General features: G+C 57.2%; 10 protein-coding genes. 5 read left to right on the plus strand and 5 right to left on the minus strand.

What is annotated here, in order from left to right:
* Positions 1-161: 161 nt before the first annotated feature.
* Positions 162-1406 (minus strand): group II intron reverse transcriptase/maturase, encoded by a 1245-nt coding sequence (ltrA, locus tag IQ16_RS37310; RefSeq protein ID WP_014497798.1) that lies wholly within the window; start codon positions 1404-1406, stop codon positions 162-164.
* Between the two features lie 1508 nt (positions 1407-2914).
* Positions 2915-3148 (minus strand): hypothetical protein, encoded by a 234-nt coding sequence (locus IQ16_RS37320; protein ID WP_014497799.1) that lies wholly within the window; start codon positions 3146-3148, stop codon positions 2915-2917.
* Between the two features lie 1196 nt (positions 3149-4344).
* Between IQ16_RS37320 and trpD the strand changes: the two genes are divergently transcribed.
* The 5 genes from trpD to IQ16_RS46070 all read left to right on the plus strand — a co-directional run bounded on the left by trpD (position 4345) and on the right by IQ16_RS46070 (position 9956).
* Positions 4345-5358, plus strand: coding sequence for an anthranilate phosphoribosyltransferase (trpD, locus tag IQ16_RS37330; RefSeq protein WP_014497800.1), 1014 nt, complete (start codon positions 4345-4347; stop codon positions 5356-5358).
* Positions 5359-5597: 239 nt separating this feature from the next.
* Entirely contained in the window at positions 5598-5783 is a 186-nt protein-coding gene (locus IQ16_RS37335) for a hypothetical protein (protein WP_014497801.1), read from the plus strand.
* 872 nt (positions 5784-6655) lie between these two features.
* A complete protein-coding gene (locus tag IQ16_RS37345) occupies positions 6656-6916 on the plus strand; it encodes a hypothetical protein (RefSeq protein WP_133415003.1) in 261 nt (86 codons plus the stop codon).
* A gap of 792 nt (positions 6917-7708) precedes the next feature.
* Positions 7709-9019 carry a preATP grasp domain-containing protein gene (locus IQ16_RS37355; RefSeq protein ID WP_018647485.1) on the plus strand — a complete coding sequence of 437 codons (1311 nt, stop codon included), beginning with the start codon at positions 7709-7711 and terminating at the stop codon, positions 9017-9019.
* A gap of 469 nt (positions 9020-9488) precedes the next feature.
* The gene (locus tag IQ16_RS46070; RefSeq protein ID WP_018647484.1) at positions 9489-9956 is read left to right on the plus strand and encodes a hypothetical protein; all 468 of its coding nucleotides are present in this window, start codon (positions 9489-9491) and stop codon (positions 9954-9956) included.
* Between the two features lie 543 nt (positions 9957-10499).
* Here IQ16_RS46070 and IQ16_RS37365 read toward each other — a convergent pair.
* From IQ16_RS37365 to IQ16_RS37385, 3 genes are all read right to left on the minus strand, one after another.
* A complete protein-coding gene (locus tag IQ16_RS37365) occupies positions 10500-11177 on the minus strand; it encodes a 2OG-Fe(II) oxygenase (RefSeq protein WP_014497804.1) in 678 nt (225 codons plus the stop codon).
* Positions 11162-12313: a GFA family protein gene (locus IQ16_RS37370; protein WP_014497805.1), complete on the minus strand. Its 1152-nt coding sequence runs from the start codon at positions 12311-12313 to the stop codon at positions 11162-11164. The genes IQ16_RS37365 and IQ16_RS37370 overlap by 16 nt, the downstream gene beginning before the upstream one ends.
* Positions 12314-13524: 1211 nt before the next feature.
* Entirely contained in the window at positions 13525-14391 is an 867-nt protein-coding gene (locus IQ16_RS37385; RefSeq protein ID WP_011084835.1) for an electron transfer flavoprotein subunit beta/FixA family protein, read from the minus strand.
* Positions 14392-14716: the final 325 nt, after the last annotated feature.

Genomic DNA, 14716 nt, shown 5'->3' on the forward strand with positions numbered 1-14716 from the left:
TCGGCCAGAGCGAACTTCAATCTGGATTAAGTCCACGGGGCAAGGTCATACGGCATGACGCTCGCGAGGCGCTCACCTTTTGCTGTCGAGTAGGCCGAGGGAGTTTCACCCTCGGCCGCTCACAGATCCGGACGTGATACTCTCGCATCATCCGGCTCCTGTTATCCAACCGTAGCCCGTCCAAGCTTTTGCCAATGGACAAAGAGCTTTGGATTTTGCTTCGCCATCTCGTTGAGTTTCCGCAACGACCGTCCCCGATGGCCCTTCAGTTGCTTGTACTTGCACCGAAGCCACGCGCCGAGGCGCTCATCGAAGTACTCATAGAGCCTACGCAGTTCCGTCGGGTAGAATCGCCCGTAGTATTGATCCCAGCCCCGAAGGACGGGGCTGAGACTACGCGCGATGTCTTCAAGCGGAAGCGGCGAGTGCTGAGGCAAGCGCCATCCTCGAATGCGAGCCCTCATCTCCTTGAGAGAGTTCGGACTCACGCCCGGAAGGAAGCAGGTGAAGATCCTGCCCCACCGGTTCTTCGCCATACGGGGGCGGAAGCTAAAGCCCAGGAAGTCAAAATGGATCTGCGGGTAGGACCGCCGTCGATTGCTGTCAGCGCAGTAGACCACTTTAGTCTTCTCCGGATGCAGCAATAAATGGCAGTCAGCAAACCGTCGTTCCAGCGCCGATTTGAGTTCCTCCGCTTCCTGCCGCGTGCGGCAATGGCAGATGATGTCGTCGGCGTAGCGTTCGAACGGAATGTGGGGATAAGACCCCTTCATCCAAACATCGAACACGTAGTGCAGGAACAAGTTTGCCAGGATTGGACTGACCACACCCCCTTGAGACCTGCCTGTCGTCCTCGCCCGAACCGATCCATCGGGCATCTCGACCGGAGCCTTAAGCCACCGCTCAATGTAGAGCCGGATCCAGTCAGCTTTCGTGTGTCGATAGACCGCGCGCATCAAGAGTTCATGATCGATCGTGTCGAAAAAGCTCTTGATGTCGAGATCTACGACCCAGTCGTGCTGCCAGCACCGCTTACGCGCCTGCTCTATGGCCTGATGGGCCGATTTTCCGGGCCTGTAGCCGTAGGAGTCCGGATCAAATTCTCCATCCAACACCGGCTCCAGACACCGTTTGACCACCATCTGGGCGATACGGTCCGCGACCGTCGGTATGCCAAGAGGACGAATCCCACCGCCGGCCTTAGGAATCTCGACCCGCCGCACTGGTGGCGGGAAGTAACTTCCTGACACCAACCGATTCCACAGCCGGTAGCGGTGGTTCTCAAGATCGCCGGCAAAGTCTTCGAGACTCTGGCCATCGACGCCCGCCGCCTTTCCCTTCTTCACAAGCTTATAGGCTTCCCACACCATCCGCTTGGTGATGGGCAACGGTTTGCCGGAGTTCACCGTGCTCCTCCCGGTCTTCCCGGTTGGCGCAGTGACGCCGGCAGGATAACGCAACCCCTTTGCTCCACGGCCATTACAGCCGCTTCCTCACTATTACGGGTTGCTCCGCCCCTGACGCATTGCGTCAGGTTCCGACGTTCCGTGTTGAAGCCTGTGACGAGATCATGCCGCCTATGCACCGGCTGCCGCGTGGGCCGTAAACAGGCTCCGCCCACACTCCTCCGAGCGCTACTACCCCACGCCCGTCTTGACAGCATCTTGAACCCATTTCGATACGTCATCGGCGGTTCGCTTGCACTCATCTTCTTGTCACTTACCTGACGGTTTCATTCACCGCCTTTTTCCTCATCGCTCACCACCGCGCCTTTTGAACGCGGCAGCATGAGGTGGTTTGAAGCCTGCCCCTGAAGGCCGGCTCCGGGAGGCCAAACTCCCATCTTCAACACAGCATCACCGGCGTCGCCGCCGGTGTTCGTTGCACACGGTAATGCGGGTTTTGTTTCCGACAGGAATGTCGCGACTCCGACGTCGCGCAGCGGCTCCGTTTGACCAACCCATCAAATGAAAGGCGCTGCCGACAGTTCTACCTTCTGGCATGTAGCTTGCTGCGTGGGCCGAACGCGACCTTGCCGTTCCGAAGATACACGAGCAATCAATCGGCCGAGTGGTCGCGACGCAACGAACATCGTTTCTCCTACCGCCCTATGAAGAGAGGACTGCTAGCTTATGAGTGATAGGAGGCATGCAAAGCTTGGCATATTTCTGTTGGCCGGCGCTCAGCGCAATGAGACGTACATTCGCGCGCAACAAAGCCCCCAATGATCAAGCATTTCGGCGCCGATCGTCCCTCCTTGCAACCGCAGAGAAGGTGGAACTGGGAGCTCCTCGTCGCACTTCTCATAAATGCGGTGCTTTGGGCTGGAATCTACTTGGTCATCACAGCCTTCTTCTGACAGCCTCCCGTGCATGGCGACCGCGCGAGGCTTCTAGGGCCTATCGCATGCTGCAGCCGCCACGGCTGCGAATAACCTGATGCCGGCGCGCAATTCGCGCTGCGACCTGGATTTAGAGTGCGCTGTTCCGGCGACCGCAATAGGAATTCCGACGCATAACCCAGATGTCTGAAATGAAAGACACTGATATGCCGTTGCGGCCGCGGCTAAGTGCCAAAAATGACCAGTAGCAGCTCGACGTACCGCGCAGGTGGCATCCGGGCTTCCTCGTTAGGCGCAACGGATTGACTGCAAGTGAGAACTGGTACTCCGCATTACCGTTATGTGAAAGCTAGCTTTCGAGAAGCTGACGAAGCAAAGAGACCTGAAGGAACGTTGGGCAAGCGGCCGGCTCCGCCCTCACGTCCTATGGCATAGGACGGCCCGGCCGCCTCGCTCCTCGCTCCCGCAACGCTCGGAGCAGGCGGGATTGACTTGCTTGTTGAGCGATATCAGCCTCGCCCTTGGGTTGGGTATAGTTCAAAAGGCTGAAGCCTTGATTGGCCGTAGCAGCGCTTACAGCTCTTGCTCAGGCCACGTATCGTCCTCATTTTTGCGCATCCGCCACACGAGGGCGCGCTGCGCTAACTTGTCGTATTCGAAGGCAATCTTAAGCAACCTGTCTTTTGCTTTCCCGTCAACGAGCGCTGCCGCCTTCTTTCGCGTTGCTTGCGCGCGGCCTCGCCAGTGATCGGGTTGGTAGAGTTTGCTTTTCGGATTCATGCCGAGAGCATGCAATTCGTAGATCAAACAATTGCGACACCTACGCTCCGTATCATCACGTAGGAGCGACGCTCGTGGCTCGGCTGCCGAAGCGGTCGATCCCTAGTCCACAGCCCCCGACAGCTTTAGACCATCGGTCTTATGAAGAGACTTTGAATCGCATGCATCGTTAGATTGTACGAGTTGGGACAAGTGGGGATCACCACTGAGAGCCAGGGGATTCCTGACATCACGACATTTGCGAATGCTTCAAATATGTACGCTAGCCCAGGACGACGAAATAGAGAGCCTAACACCATCCGGTGCAGGCCTACCCCCGATTCATCGAATGTCATTCCCGGCGGATGACGGGCTCCGTACAATGAGAACCGCAAAGTAGAATAACGAGCTTGCCGACAGCCAGCTAAGCAGATCCGCAGCTTTCCGGTTGGCAGATGATGCGCTCCGCACACAGCAAGAACAAAACGTCACCCCACCCGAATTGAAGGAATGTTATGATTCAGAAACAACGAACTAAGTTGGCTTCGGACCTCGGACTTCGCTACGGCGCCATCGCTCTTGGCCTGGCAATGACAACGGTCATGCTCGCGCCAGCCAACGCGCTTGATCAAGCGCCGACCGCAGAGGAGAAAGAGGCCTGTATGGAAGACGTGTTACGCCTTTGTAGTAGTCATATACCAGATCGCTTTGCTATCACTGTCTGCCTCAGATCCAAGCAAGATCGCCTCAGTCAGCAATGCCGATACGTGATCTCCGGGCGGGACATCGGCAATCAGAGCAGCAGATCGAAGTGAAGGTGCTACGACTTGTCCGCCCGGCTCCTTACCAGAAGTCGTCCCAGCTCACGTGCAGCACATCGCACGAAGGTTAACCGGCGGCCCCCGCCACGGCGGCGCCGGAAGCCAAAAGCCTTGTGACCCTCCTAATATCGCCGGCAAGCAGGCTCGAGACGACGCTATTGTTCTGGTATCAAGCGACTGCAGTCCTCTGACCAGCCGCCGGCGTCCTATCTAGGGCACCATCGAATGGAGAGGGCTTGACCCTCACGTAGCGTCAGGTTGTAGCGTCGCCACAGATGCTCACGTTTCATCTGTCGGCCGCCTGTTGGACAAGTGCGGCATAGCGAGTGCGAATAGACAGGCAGCTGCAACAAGGCACTCGGCTGCAAAGACGTCTGGCTGAACGGTCGCAGCTCAGATTGGACAAGGGACGTGCACAGTTCGATGGAACCGCTCAAGTCGATCATCGCGAAAGTTGCCACGGGCGCCATACTGACGCGCGAGGAGGCTGCGTCAGCGTTCGACAGCATGATGTCGGGTGACGCAACTCCCTCGCAGATCGGTGGCTTGTTGATTGGGATGAGAGTCCGCGGCGAAACAGTCGAAGAAGTCACCGGCGCCGCGTCCGCAATGCGGAATTTAATGCCCAAGGTGGAAATGCAATGCGACCCCATCGATATCACTGGTGCGAGCGACGGGGCGATGCGTCCGCTCAACGTATCGACGTGCGCTTCCTTCATCGTCGCCGGGGCCGGCGTTCCTGTCGCCAAGTATGTTAACCGCGCTGCGACTTTGCGTTCAAGCACCGCAGACGTGTTGGCGAGTCTAGGCGTAAAGGTCGATCTCAAGCCTGATGCGATCGCACGTTGTGTGCACGAAGCCGGCATTGGCTTCATGTTTGCGTCAGCCGGCTATCCTGCGATGCAGCGCATCAGCCAGATCCGAAGCGTGCTTGGAACCCACACAATGTTCAATCTAATCGAGGCTTTGTCTAATCCGGCCGGCGTCAAGCGGCAGATCCTTGGAGTTTTCGCTCGCAAATGGGTGCAGCCATTGGCGTACGTCTTGAAGAACCTGGGTGCCGATTCGGTATGGGTTGTTCATGGCTCGGACGGGCTCGATGAAATATCCCTCGCCGGGACAAGCTTTGTTGCTGCGGTCGAGGCCGGTACAGTCCGCACGTTCGAAGTGACGCCGGAAGAAGCCGGGCTCCCCCGCTACCGCGCCGATGCGCTGGAGAGCTGTGATTGCGAGTCTCATGCCATTGCGTTAGAGAAAGTGCTCGACGGCCTCCCAGGCCCTTTTCGTGATGCCGCACTTTTGAACGCGGCGGCGGCACTGGTGGTGGCCGGTCGTGCCTCGAACCTACAGCAAGGCGTGGCACTTGGCCAAGAATCACTTGATCACGGCGCTGCAGCCGCCCGGCTGACTCGCTTGATTGCGGTTTCAAACGCCTAAAGCTGAGCTGGCTGAGGCTCGACTAATGCGATCAAGAGTGCAGCTTACGTGCGCAAGAATATTGCAGCTGCAAATGCGCGCCACTTCTGCGGAATTTGAGTGAGCGCCGCTGACGAAACAACTCGCGCTGAGCAGGTGTCCGACAGCCACCCCTTTGCCGACTAGAGGCTGTTCTCGGCCCGGTTGCTGAGGTGAGGACCCGCGGCGCAACGTGCGTTACGCGCCAAAGGAGACAATGGATGATGCCCTGGCAGAGGATGGAAACACTGGGAACGATCGCAACAATAGAACACATCATCCGGAAGTTTCGGGAATTGATCGATACAGATAGCTCCATCCCGCCAGAGCTGCGGCGTGCGCTGCACGATACCCTGGATGAGCATCTTTTCGAGGCAAAACGACGTGTTCTGCTGAGAGCGCATTAGGTGCGCCGTTGCCGCCTACATGCCGAGAGACTGGCAGGCCAGCGTGGCGCTTTACGCAAACGCCAAAAACACTTGCCAAGCTTGGCTTCGATATCTCGCCTTCTCAGACTGACCGCCGATGGTGATTCCCGCATACGCCCCCTGAGCAACTCCAAATTTCGCCGGAAGCGAGCGGCGACGTGCGTTGGGTACGCCGCCGACGCGTTCGCTGGATCTCTCCTCAATGGCCCTCATTAACTGGGGCTCGCCCCCCTCACGGCGGCGCTACATGTTCGCGATAGCCCCTTGGGGGACTGCTTGGGCCAGCATTACCTTGGTCACGTTTTCATAGGCCGCAAAAAAGGGGCTTGAATCTGACGTAACGTTAAATCGTACGCTCTCGGGCGTGGCACCTATCGTGTGAGGGACTGCGAATGCCTCAGCTGGTCATATCCGCTGACCGATGGCCGGTCATGCTCCTCATTGTCTATAGTCCCTCGCTCGGGAGGGCTGTGCAGCGAGTTCCGATCGCGGCGCCAGAGCTCGCACGTAGCTCTAAATGGTTCGGCATTTCTGATCCTGACAATATGGCCGCCGGCGGCCACTTCGCCACGGGAGCCGATAAGGTCAGAATTGATCGACGTGGAAGTCTATCGGAAGCGCTTAGGTGGCGCCCGCTTCCTGAAGCTGCCCGTCTCGCGCAGCAACGCACAAAACTCAGTTCGCCGAACCCGCCACCTTCAAGCTCCTTTCCGCACCTGGCAAGGCGTTTCGACCGTGCAAGGTTTGGCAGATGGTGAGCCCGCGCGGGTTTCGACGAGTGGCCCGCGCGGGCGACTCCGCGTGACCAGCGCGGCATCGGAAGAAATTGTTTGGCAGGCTGGAGCAGCAAGTTGAAAGACCGCGATGGCCTTAAGAAGGTCCTGTTAGTTCATCATGTTGAAGGCCAGTGCCGTTGCATCATCGGTTTCAAAGATGGAGATATGAGAGCGGCCTATATGTGCGGCGAGCCTGTATATCAAAAACGCGGCAAGAAGACCTCTTCGTGGTGTGCCGATCATTACCGGAAGATGCACACCGCAGCTGAGCAGAGCGGAGTGATCGATCGATCGGCAGATTTCCCTCGAGCGATATCCATCGTTCGCACCCCATGACAGCCATTAAAAGAAGGCTTCCGCCAAGACCGTGTGAGCACAGCCTGTACAAGCGCCAGCCGAAGCATATGACCGGGGCCTCGTCAGGATTTGGGGGGCCGTTGCGGGTGGCGCAAACAGAATGCGCGGACCTGACACGCATGAATAGCAAGCTGAATTTTTCCACCCCGGCCGAGGGAAGCGCTACCTATACCTTTGACAAGACCGCGATTCATTTCGAACGGAAGCCGTCCAGCTATGTCATCCTCAATCGATACATTGAGCGGATCGCTCGCGCCTTGGAGAGCCATGAGAGGAGCCCGACTCGAGATCCCCAGCCTCGCCGGCGACAATGGACACTGCGAGGCCGATGGATCTATTCCGCTTCACCGCGGCAAAACAACTCTCGATTATTTCAAGCGAGAATATCTTTCCAGCAAGAATAGAGCGAGTGCTTACGGAACATCCAAATGTAGCCGAATGCTGGTCGGTCGAGCCGTTGCTCGATGGGAAGACGCACCCGCCGCTTATGTGACCAAGCGGCGGCGACTGCCGGATCGAGGCGCAAGCGCTGATCGCCCATGTTTGGTCAGAGCCCGTTTATCGGGCTCTGCGAGATCATTTCATACGCGGCCGAGCCATAAATTGAGATCGGCAGATTCGAGGCGGGCCGTTCTCTCCCGCTGCATCGCAGGTGACATCGAGATGGCGCAAATTCTCCCCTCTCCCAGAGCCTTGCCACGGCATGGCAACGACTTCGTGGTTGCCATGACGATCCCATCCTGATCACGACCAGATGTCCGGAGGTCGAGAATGCCGCGAATCCTGATTATGAATGCCGGTACGCCTCAGATGTCGGGCGCCCACCTAACAAAAGCTCAACTTTCGCTGGCCGCCAACTCGGCATTTCGTTCAGCGTGGTTTGCTCAGGAGGGCGACCTGATAGTCTCTCCGGTAGTGATCCCGGCCGATCTGTTATCCTTCATTGGCGGAACGCTCAATTTCCATTCATCGGCTCTTCGCCTGCTTGTACCTGCGAGCCGCCAATCGACAATCCTCGATGATTGTACGTTACTGTCCAAAACTGTTGTCGAGCGGCTCAAAAGACATATTCGCCAGAAATCAGACTGGCAATTGTATCCCTGCTACTCTACTGAAGGCGTCGCACGCTTGGCGGCCATTCTAGGCATACCGAAGACCGGTGACGACTTCGCTTTGCAGCGCGGGCCTGATCTGTTGAATCGCAAGAGCCACTTCCGTCAATTGGCAACAAGCGTTGCACTTCCGCTCCCCCATGGATCAGTCGCGACAGACCCAAATGGACTGTTCAAAGCCGTCACCTCCCTCAAATCCGAGACCGGCACGGTCATTGTAAAGTTGGATAATGGAGCTGGTGGAGTTGGAAACGTCATCCTGACCAGCAATAAGAGCGATCCGCTACCTGGAGCCAGAGATACTCGGTGGGTTTCGTGGCCGTCGTTTGATCCCGAAGCATTGTGGTCTGAGATGACAACAGCCTCGTGTAAGACGCTGGTCGTGGAATCGTACCACTTGGCCCGATCTTTATTCTATCTCGAGTATACAATCCAGGATGATGCATCAATCGCTTTTGTCAATAGTGGAAGCATACGTCTGCGTAAAAGCGCAGACCGATCCGAAAGAGCTCTGATCCGGACGGGACTTGAGCTTCCAAGCGACTTGGAGGAAGAGCAATTGTTAGCTGCCCAGGCCCATGCCTACCGTTTTGTGGCACTCGCGCGAGACCTGGGGTATCGCGGAATGATCAACATCGACGCCATTTTCGCACAAGACGGGCGGTTGCTGTTCAATGAAGCGAACGGCCGCTGGGGTGGCGGCTCGGTGTTACACGACATTGCCGTCCGGCTGCTAGGCGTCGACTATTTCGGCTGTAACGTTATTTTATCTGTGAGAAATGTGCGATCAGCATCCTTCCGGGCGGCGCATGATCGTCTCGTCAAGGATGGACTTATATTCGACCACACACGTAAGGAGGGCGTGATCCCGCTTGCTGCCGATGAAAAGGCTGGCACTGTGGAGTGCGTTGTGATTGCGCCGAACAGGCCCGCGGCCCACGATCAGCAACACCGACTATTGAAGTCGTAGCAAACATCGTCAGCCGCTCAATTCATCGCTTCGAAGCCTGGGATACACCATCGCGCACCGGGAACGCGCGCCTCCCTTCCTTCACGTGGCGACGAAGGTGCCCCAATCACCGAGCAAGCTTTGGTCGGACGATGAATGGTGGCCCTATGAGAGTGCTCTTGTTCGTCCCGGACGAGACCAGCGGTGCGCCGAAGCTTGTACAGCGACGAGCGTCATGGCGTAAGGCTGCCAGCGCAGTTGCCGACCCCAAAAGCTAATCGCATTGCACGTCCTGCTTGGCCGATTTGCGACGCCTACGTTGAAACTCGACAATACGATGCGCGATTGCACTCGCTGGCTTGGGTTTATGCGAGTTTCACTATGAAATAAGCGGCCCCAAAAGACCGCACTTTGCCGGCACGTAAATTGCTGCATAGGAGCAGGAGTTGCCGCAAAGAACGCGGCCGCAGCAGCTATCTTCGGAGCCCCAATGAGGCTGATCCGATTGATCTTGTTCGACTTGGCTTTGATTCTGCTTGCATCTGGAGTTGCAAAAGCCATGAATGTGGCCGCTGGCGCAAGTTCCGCATTTGTCAGGCAGACTGCTCTGCGCGAGGTGGCACCGAGCTCCAAGCATGGTGGTCCCTACTACAGCCAAACGCCGCTCGTTCCCGGGCAGCCGCCGGACAACCCCGGTCGGGACCAGCTGGCTGACAATTCCGCGGGGATGCAACCCAGCTTTGGATGTGTGGTCCGTGAGTCCCGACGCCCGACTAGCTATATCTTCGATAGCACTGAGAGGCTCAATCTCCCGCCCCGTGTGATGCCGTCGATCTGCAATCCTATCGCCTCGCCTCTCAGCCTCCTACCTGCGGGCAGCGGAATGGTCATCATGGCCTTTGCGACCACTCTCCTCGTGATTGTGGTGATTGTGGTGGAAATATTCGGCCCATTGTAACGGCGTGAGGCCCCAACCGCTCCCCTTTCGGCGCCCGCGATACAGCTCGGCATGAGCGGATCCGTGGAGGAGGAACGATGGCAAATACCATGCTCGAGCCAGTAGCAAGGTGATCGTCGCGTCGAGGTGATCACTGGGATCGTCGCCGACGATGGACGGGCGAGGAAAAGGCCCGGATCGGGGCGCAGAGCTTGGAGTAACAATGACACGACCAAAGCGATCACTTCATCGCCACAGCCAAGCCCTAGATCCACAGGCTTGTGCTGGCCTGCCTGCTGGATCATCTCGCCAAGCGCGTCCACGAACTCACGCCCGGAATTGGTAACCTCAGAACGTCGCTCATGCCCCATGAGCGAGGTCGGCCATCCGCTCAAGACGCCCAACTAGGGGCCGTCACCGGACGCGTACGATCAATGTAAGCCATCGCTTGCGACCAGACTCGTGTCGGACCTCACGAAGGACCCGCAAGATGGGAAAGCCATCAATTCCCCGGAGAGCTCGCTCAGCCCACGATTTGCAGAGACCCATATCAGGCGCGGCACGCTAGGGCCGAGCGTTAGAACCCTCGATGATCCGGCGGTTCACGCCGCTGCGTTTTGAACAGAAGTATACGAGGGATCGGCGCTCCCCGCTTGATACCGGCTTTACCTCATGCCGGACCTTACAGGTTGTGACAAGCACAGCGCCAAATGGCGGCCGGAATACGTGTTGTTCGTACCCGGTTGGATATACCACGAATTCACCGCCGTCGAAGTCTCTCGCTAGCTGCACAATCACCGAGTACTCGAAATCCGGATCACTCGCCGCATCCAAATGAATGCCGATAAAGGACCCCGGCGGCATACGATGCATCTGGCATCGGCGAACCACGTAATCTGCGGATGCTCCGAAGATCTTTCTTAGCGCGAAGCTGCGATCTCTACTTTCGAGCAGCTCCATGATCTGACCCGAAGCAGTACCACTCACGTTGCTAGGCGCGTGGCCGGGCGGGTCTACCCTCACGCGCTGGACAAAGACGCTGTGCAAGTCGCCCGCATCTCCCTCCCGCACTTCTTCTTCCGGAATCTCAGCCTGCAGCTGATCGATCCTGGCTATGTCGTCTTGAGTGAATAACATTTGCGGGGCGATTACGACGGACCCCTTTACTAGCAGCTCAATCCGGTACTTTGTCAGGACTTCTTCTGAAAGAAGACAGGATTTATCTTTCATTGCGCGCGCCATTCGAGCTCACTCCTTTGATCTTCGAAGCATGACTCCGGGTCCTGCTGCATTGACAGGAATGCTTGCTCCCAATGCGCGCCATCGAACTCAGATATTCTTAAGTGCTCGATGGTCTTTCTATCCAGACATCGGATATTTACGCTGTACCCGGAGGGATTCGACCTCGGCCTATAGAATGGCTTTACGCCACAAAGCCGGCAAAACGTGTGCCGCGCAATATTCTTGTTGAACTGGTATGTCGTGAGGAACTCTTCGCCGCACTCGATGCGCAGCTTATCGCCAGGTACGAGCAAGTGGACAAATCCAGACATTTGACAAATTGAGCAATTGCATCGAACTGCAGAGAGCTCTCGAGGTGCATTGACGTAGAATTTGATAGCGCCGCAATGACAACGGCCATGATGTTGCATCTCGGAGTGATCATCTCCCGTACGCGCCGCCGTTCCGAGCAGATCGCGACACCACTGGACGCTGAGCCGATAGGCTCGGCCGAATTCATTCAAAAAGCGATCATTAAGGCCAGGCTGCACAAGTTCACCAATCAGCCGGCCTGTCATTTCTCCGTGGTACTTCTCCGCGGGATCTTCTCCGCCGACATGGCCGCGAAAATACTCAAGATCGTCCGGCCGCGCCTTGAAGGTTTTGACCAGAGTGGTCCACAGCGACTGGATCATGTCTGCAGCATGGAGCTCAAAGGCGACCATGTAGGCGCAACGAACCAGGGGGTCTTTCGATGACAATCCGGCATAGAGAGAATGCAGGTACTGCTTCGTCCTGTCGCTATAGTTGGGCCTTATCGCTCTGCCGAGTAGTCGTGCAGCATCCTTTCTCAAGAGGTTGGAGTGAAAGTTTTCTGTCAAAAGAATATCGGGCAACGCCGCCTTGCCGCCCCGGAGAATCCCGCCATGGCCACCGGTCTCATCCCAGCAGATAAAATTCGCGACCACGCTGGTCAGTTCAATGTCCCTCCCAATGTCCCGATTTTGATGCATTGCATCGAATATGAGGTCCCTTTGCGACCCTGCCTGCAGGTACGGGAACGCCTGTGACATCGCTAGGTATTCAGGCAGCAGGCTGGCGACCTGGTCTCCGGACATCTGGGAGGCGAACGGATGCGGGCCGAACAAGGCTCGCACTCGCTCAGTCAAGTACTCGCAGGATAACTTCGGAGGCTGATCCGGTGCAAATCGAGACGCTTGAGATATCATTTGACTCCCTGCAGATGAGAAGCGAAACGGTCCTTGACGAAGCTACCTTCATGTCCGGGCCGACTATTGACCGCGCTGAGTTCATTGGCTTCAAAGGGCCTAATGTTGCGTTCACCTTTCACGCAAACTTTCGTCGTTCTCCTGGCCACGGCAGATTGCGGTCTTCTCTGTCCTGGTCATGCGCATCGAAGGGACTTCGTTCATTGAGGGAGCGGCGAGGATCCGGTTGGCTTCCAGTCCAGCAGCAATCCGATGCCGCAATGGCAGCCACGGCGAGCATGCGCGCGGAGAATCGTCTTGGATACTTCGCCGCGCATGCCATTCTGATGCTAATGCCGCATGCGCGAATGACACGCCTAGTCGCGCGGTGCAGCTTTGGCTGCCTGAGCAAATGAATGAAGCCCTCGCGGTTGCTGCTGCCGCCATTTCATCGAACCGCTGTCAACTTGGTACAGCATTGTAAAATCCAATTCGTGCCTACCGACCTCACAGGGCCTCAGGTCGTTCGTGGCATGCCGCTCGCCTGTTCTTCGCATTCGCGGTTACCCCCTCTTAATTTTTACTGGCTAACAGCAACCATCATGCCAACTCTTGAATTTGCTCCGTCAGATTCCGAAGAAGCTGGTATAACACTTGTGACCTATCCTCATAGCAAGTGCATAGCACTTGAGAGGCTGCGCACCGCCGTCAGGAACGAAACAGCGGCTGTTCACATACACACGGCTGCTGAATTGGCGGATTGCTTCAAAGGCGCCGCATAGGTTGGCTTTGCTCCTTAAAGCCAGCGACAGGGCTTTGGACGTGCAGACGGCAGCGCTAGCATGGTGACCCGGGTTGCTGACGTATTCCGTCTTTGCTCGCGACCGGTACGGAGGACGCAATGGTCTTCCACGGTCGAACACGACAAAACGGAAGATCTGAAATATGCGCAGGCCTGTTTGGCCGTGCCCCGGCAATCCTGGGCGGCTCCGGACTCGATCGTAGCGATAACGTGCTCTACGGAACATGCGGCCTCAGCCGATGGCGAGATCGACGGATGGCATAGCAAACTCTTATGGTAGCTTACCGCGTTGCACAACGACATGTTGCGCTCTCATCGACTCGGGTGCGAGCGTTGATACATTTCTTGGAGCGCGTTGCTAACATTGCCCGGACAGTCCAGATCGGGCGTCACGAGCAAGTGTCGCCAGATCGGTTTCGAGCTTCGGTTGATTCAAGAAGATTGCGTCTATTAGCGCCTGCGCCGGCTGCTCGGCGGACTCAACCAGCGCCGCCCTCTCGGCCCGCGCAGGGGGAGCGAACACACGTTTGACGACAGTCGGCGAGCCCTTGAGCCCACATTTGGAGATGTCTTCGACACCTGCATCTTGCGCGCTCCATTTCACGATTTTGGCTCGCGCGGCACGCAAGGCATCCGCCATCGCGCCTCGCCGAATCTGATTCGTCGCCTCAAGCATGGTGATGAGGCAGGGCAACCTAGTGTGCAGAACCTGCACACCGCCTTCCGAGCGCCGCTCCGCTTCAATTGTTTCATTGGCGACGTCCACGGATCTGACCTTCGCAACGTAAGTTAGCTGCCCTACGCCCAGTCGCTTCGCGATGCCAGGACCAACCTGCGCTGTATCGCCGTCGATGGTCTGCTTTCCCGTGAAGATGAGGTTTGCCGGACCATATTCCTTGCCAATTTTCCGGATCGCTGTTGCAAGCGCATACGTAGTGGCCAGCGTATCCGAGCCCGCAAAGCAGCGATCAGTAAGTAGGACGGCGCGATCAGCACCATAAGTCAGCGCCTTTCGCAACGACTCCTCTGCCGATGGCGGCCCCATGGTAAGCACGGTAATTTCGCCACCGAACCGATCGCGCAGCCCCAGCGCGGCCTCGAGCGCGAATAGGTCATACGGGTTGATGATGGTCGGCACTCCCTGACGCATGATTGTATTGGTCACGGGGTGCACGCGGATCTGCGCCGAGTCCGGAACTTGCTTGATGCAGACAATATTATGCAAGGTGTTGCTCCTAAAGTTACGTCAGTTGGGAAGAGAACAGCAAGTCTTGTACCATCCCCGCCGCTTGGGACCGCTCGCTGTCACAAGGCTTAACACCGGGTAGTGCGCCCTCTCTACCCCGCGCTTCCTGAAAGGGATGCCGGCACAAAGCAGGCTCGGACAGCGCTGTTTCGCAGCACCACGCTGGCAAGTGGCGGCGGGACTGCTTGCGGATTGACTGCCGCTAATCCCCTGCAGGCCCGGACCGGTCGAGGGTCATTAAGCATTGCGTTCGCCAATCCGGCTTGATTGAGATAAGGATGATAGCTCTTTGCATTTCGAGCAA

Source organism: Bradyrhizobium huanghuaihaiense, from assembly GCF_007830635.1.
Taxonomy (GTDB): Bacteria; Pseudomonadota; Alphaproteobacteria; order Rhizobiales; family Xanthobacteraceae; genus Bradyrhizobium; species Bradyrhizobium huanghuaihaiense.

Coding starts and splice junctions, on each gene's coding strand:
- IQ16_RS37335 (WP_014497801.1), top strand. CDS start 5,598: ATGATGCCCTGGCAGAGGATGGAAACACTGGGAACGATCGCAACAATA.
- IQ16_RS37355 (WP_018647485.1), top strand. CDS start 7,709: ATGCCGCGAATCCTGATTATGAATGCCGGTACGCCTCAGATGTCGGGC.
- IQ16_RS37365 (WP_014497804.1), bottom strand. CDS start 11,177: ATGGCGCGCGCAATGAAAGATAAATCCTGTCTTCTTTCAGAAGAAGTC.
- trpD (WP_014497800.1), top strand. CDS start 4,345: ATGGAACCGCTCAAGTCGATCATCGCGAAAGTTGCCACGGGCGCCATA.
- IQ16_RS46070 (WP_018647484.1), top strand. CDS start 9,489: ATGAGGCTGATCCGATTGATCTTGTTCGACTTGGCTTTGATTCTGCTT.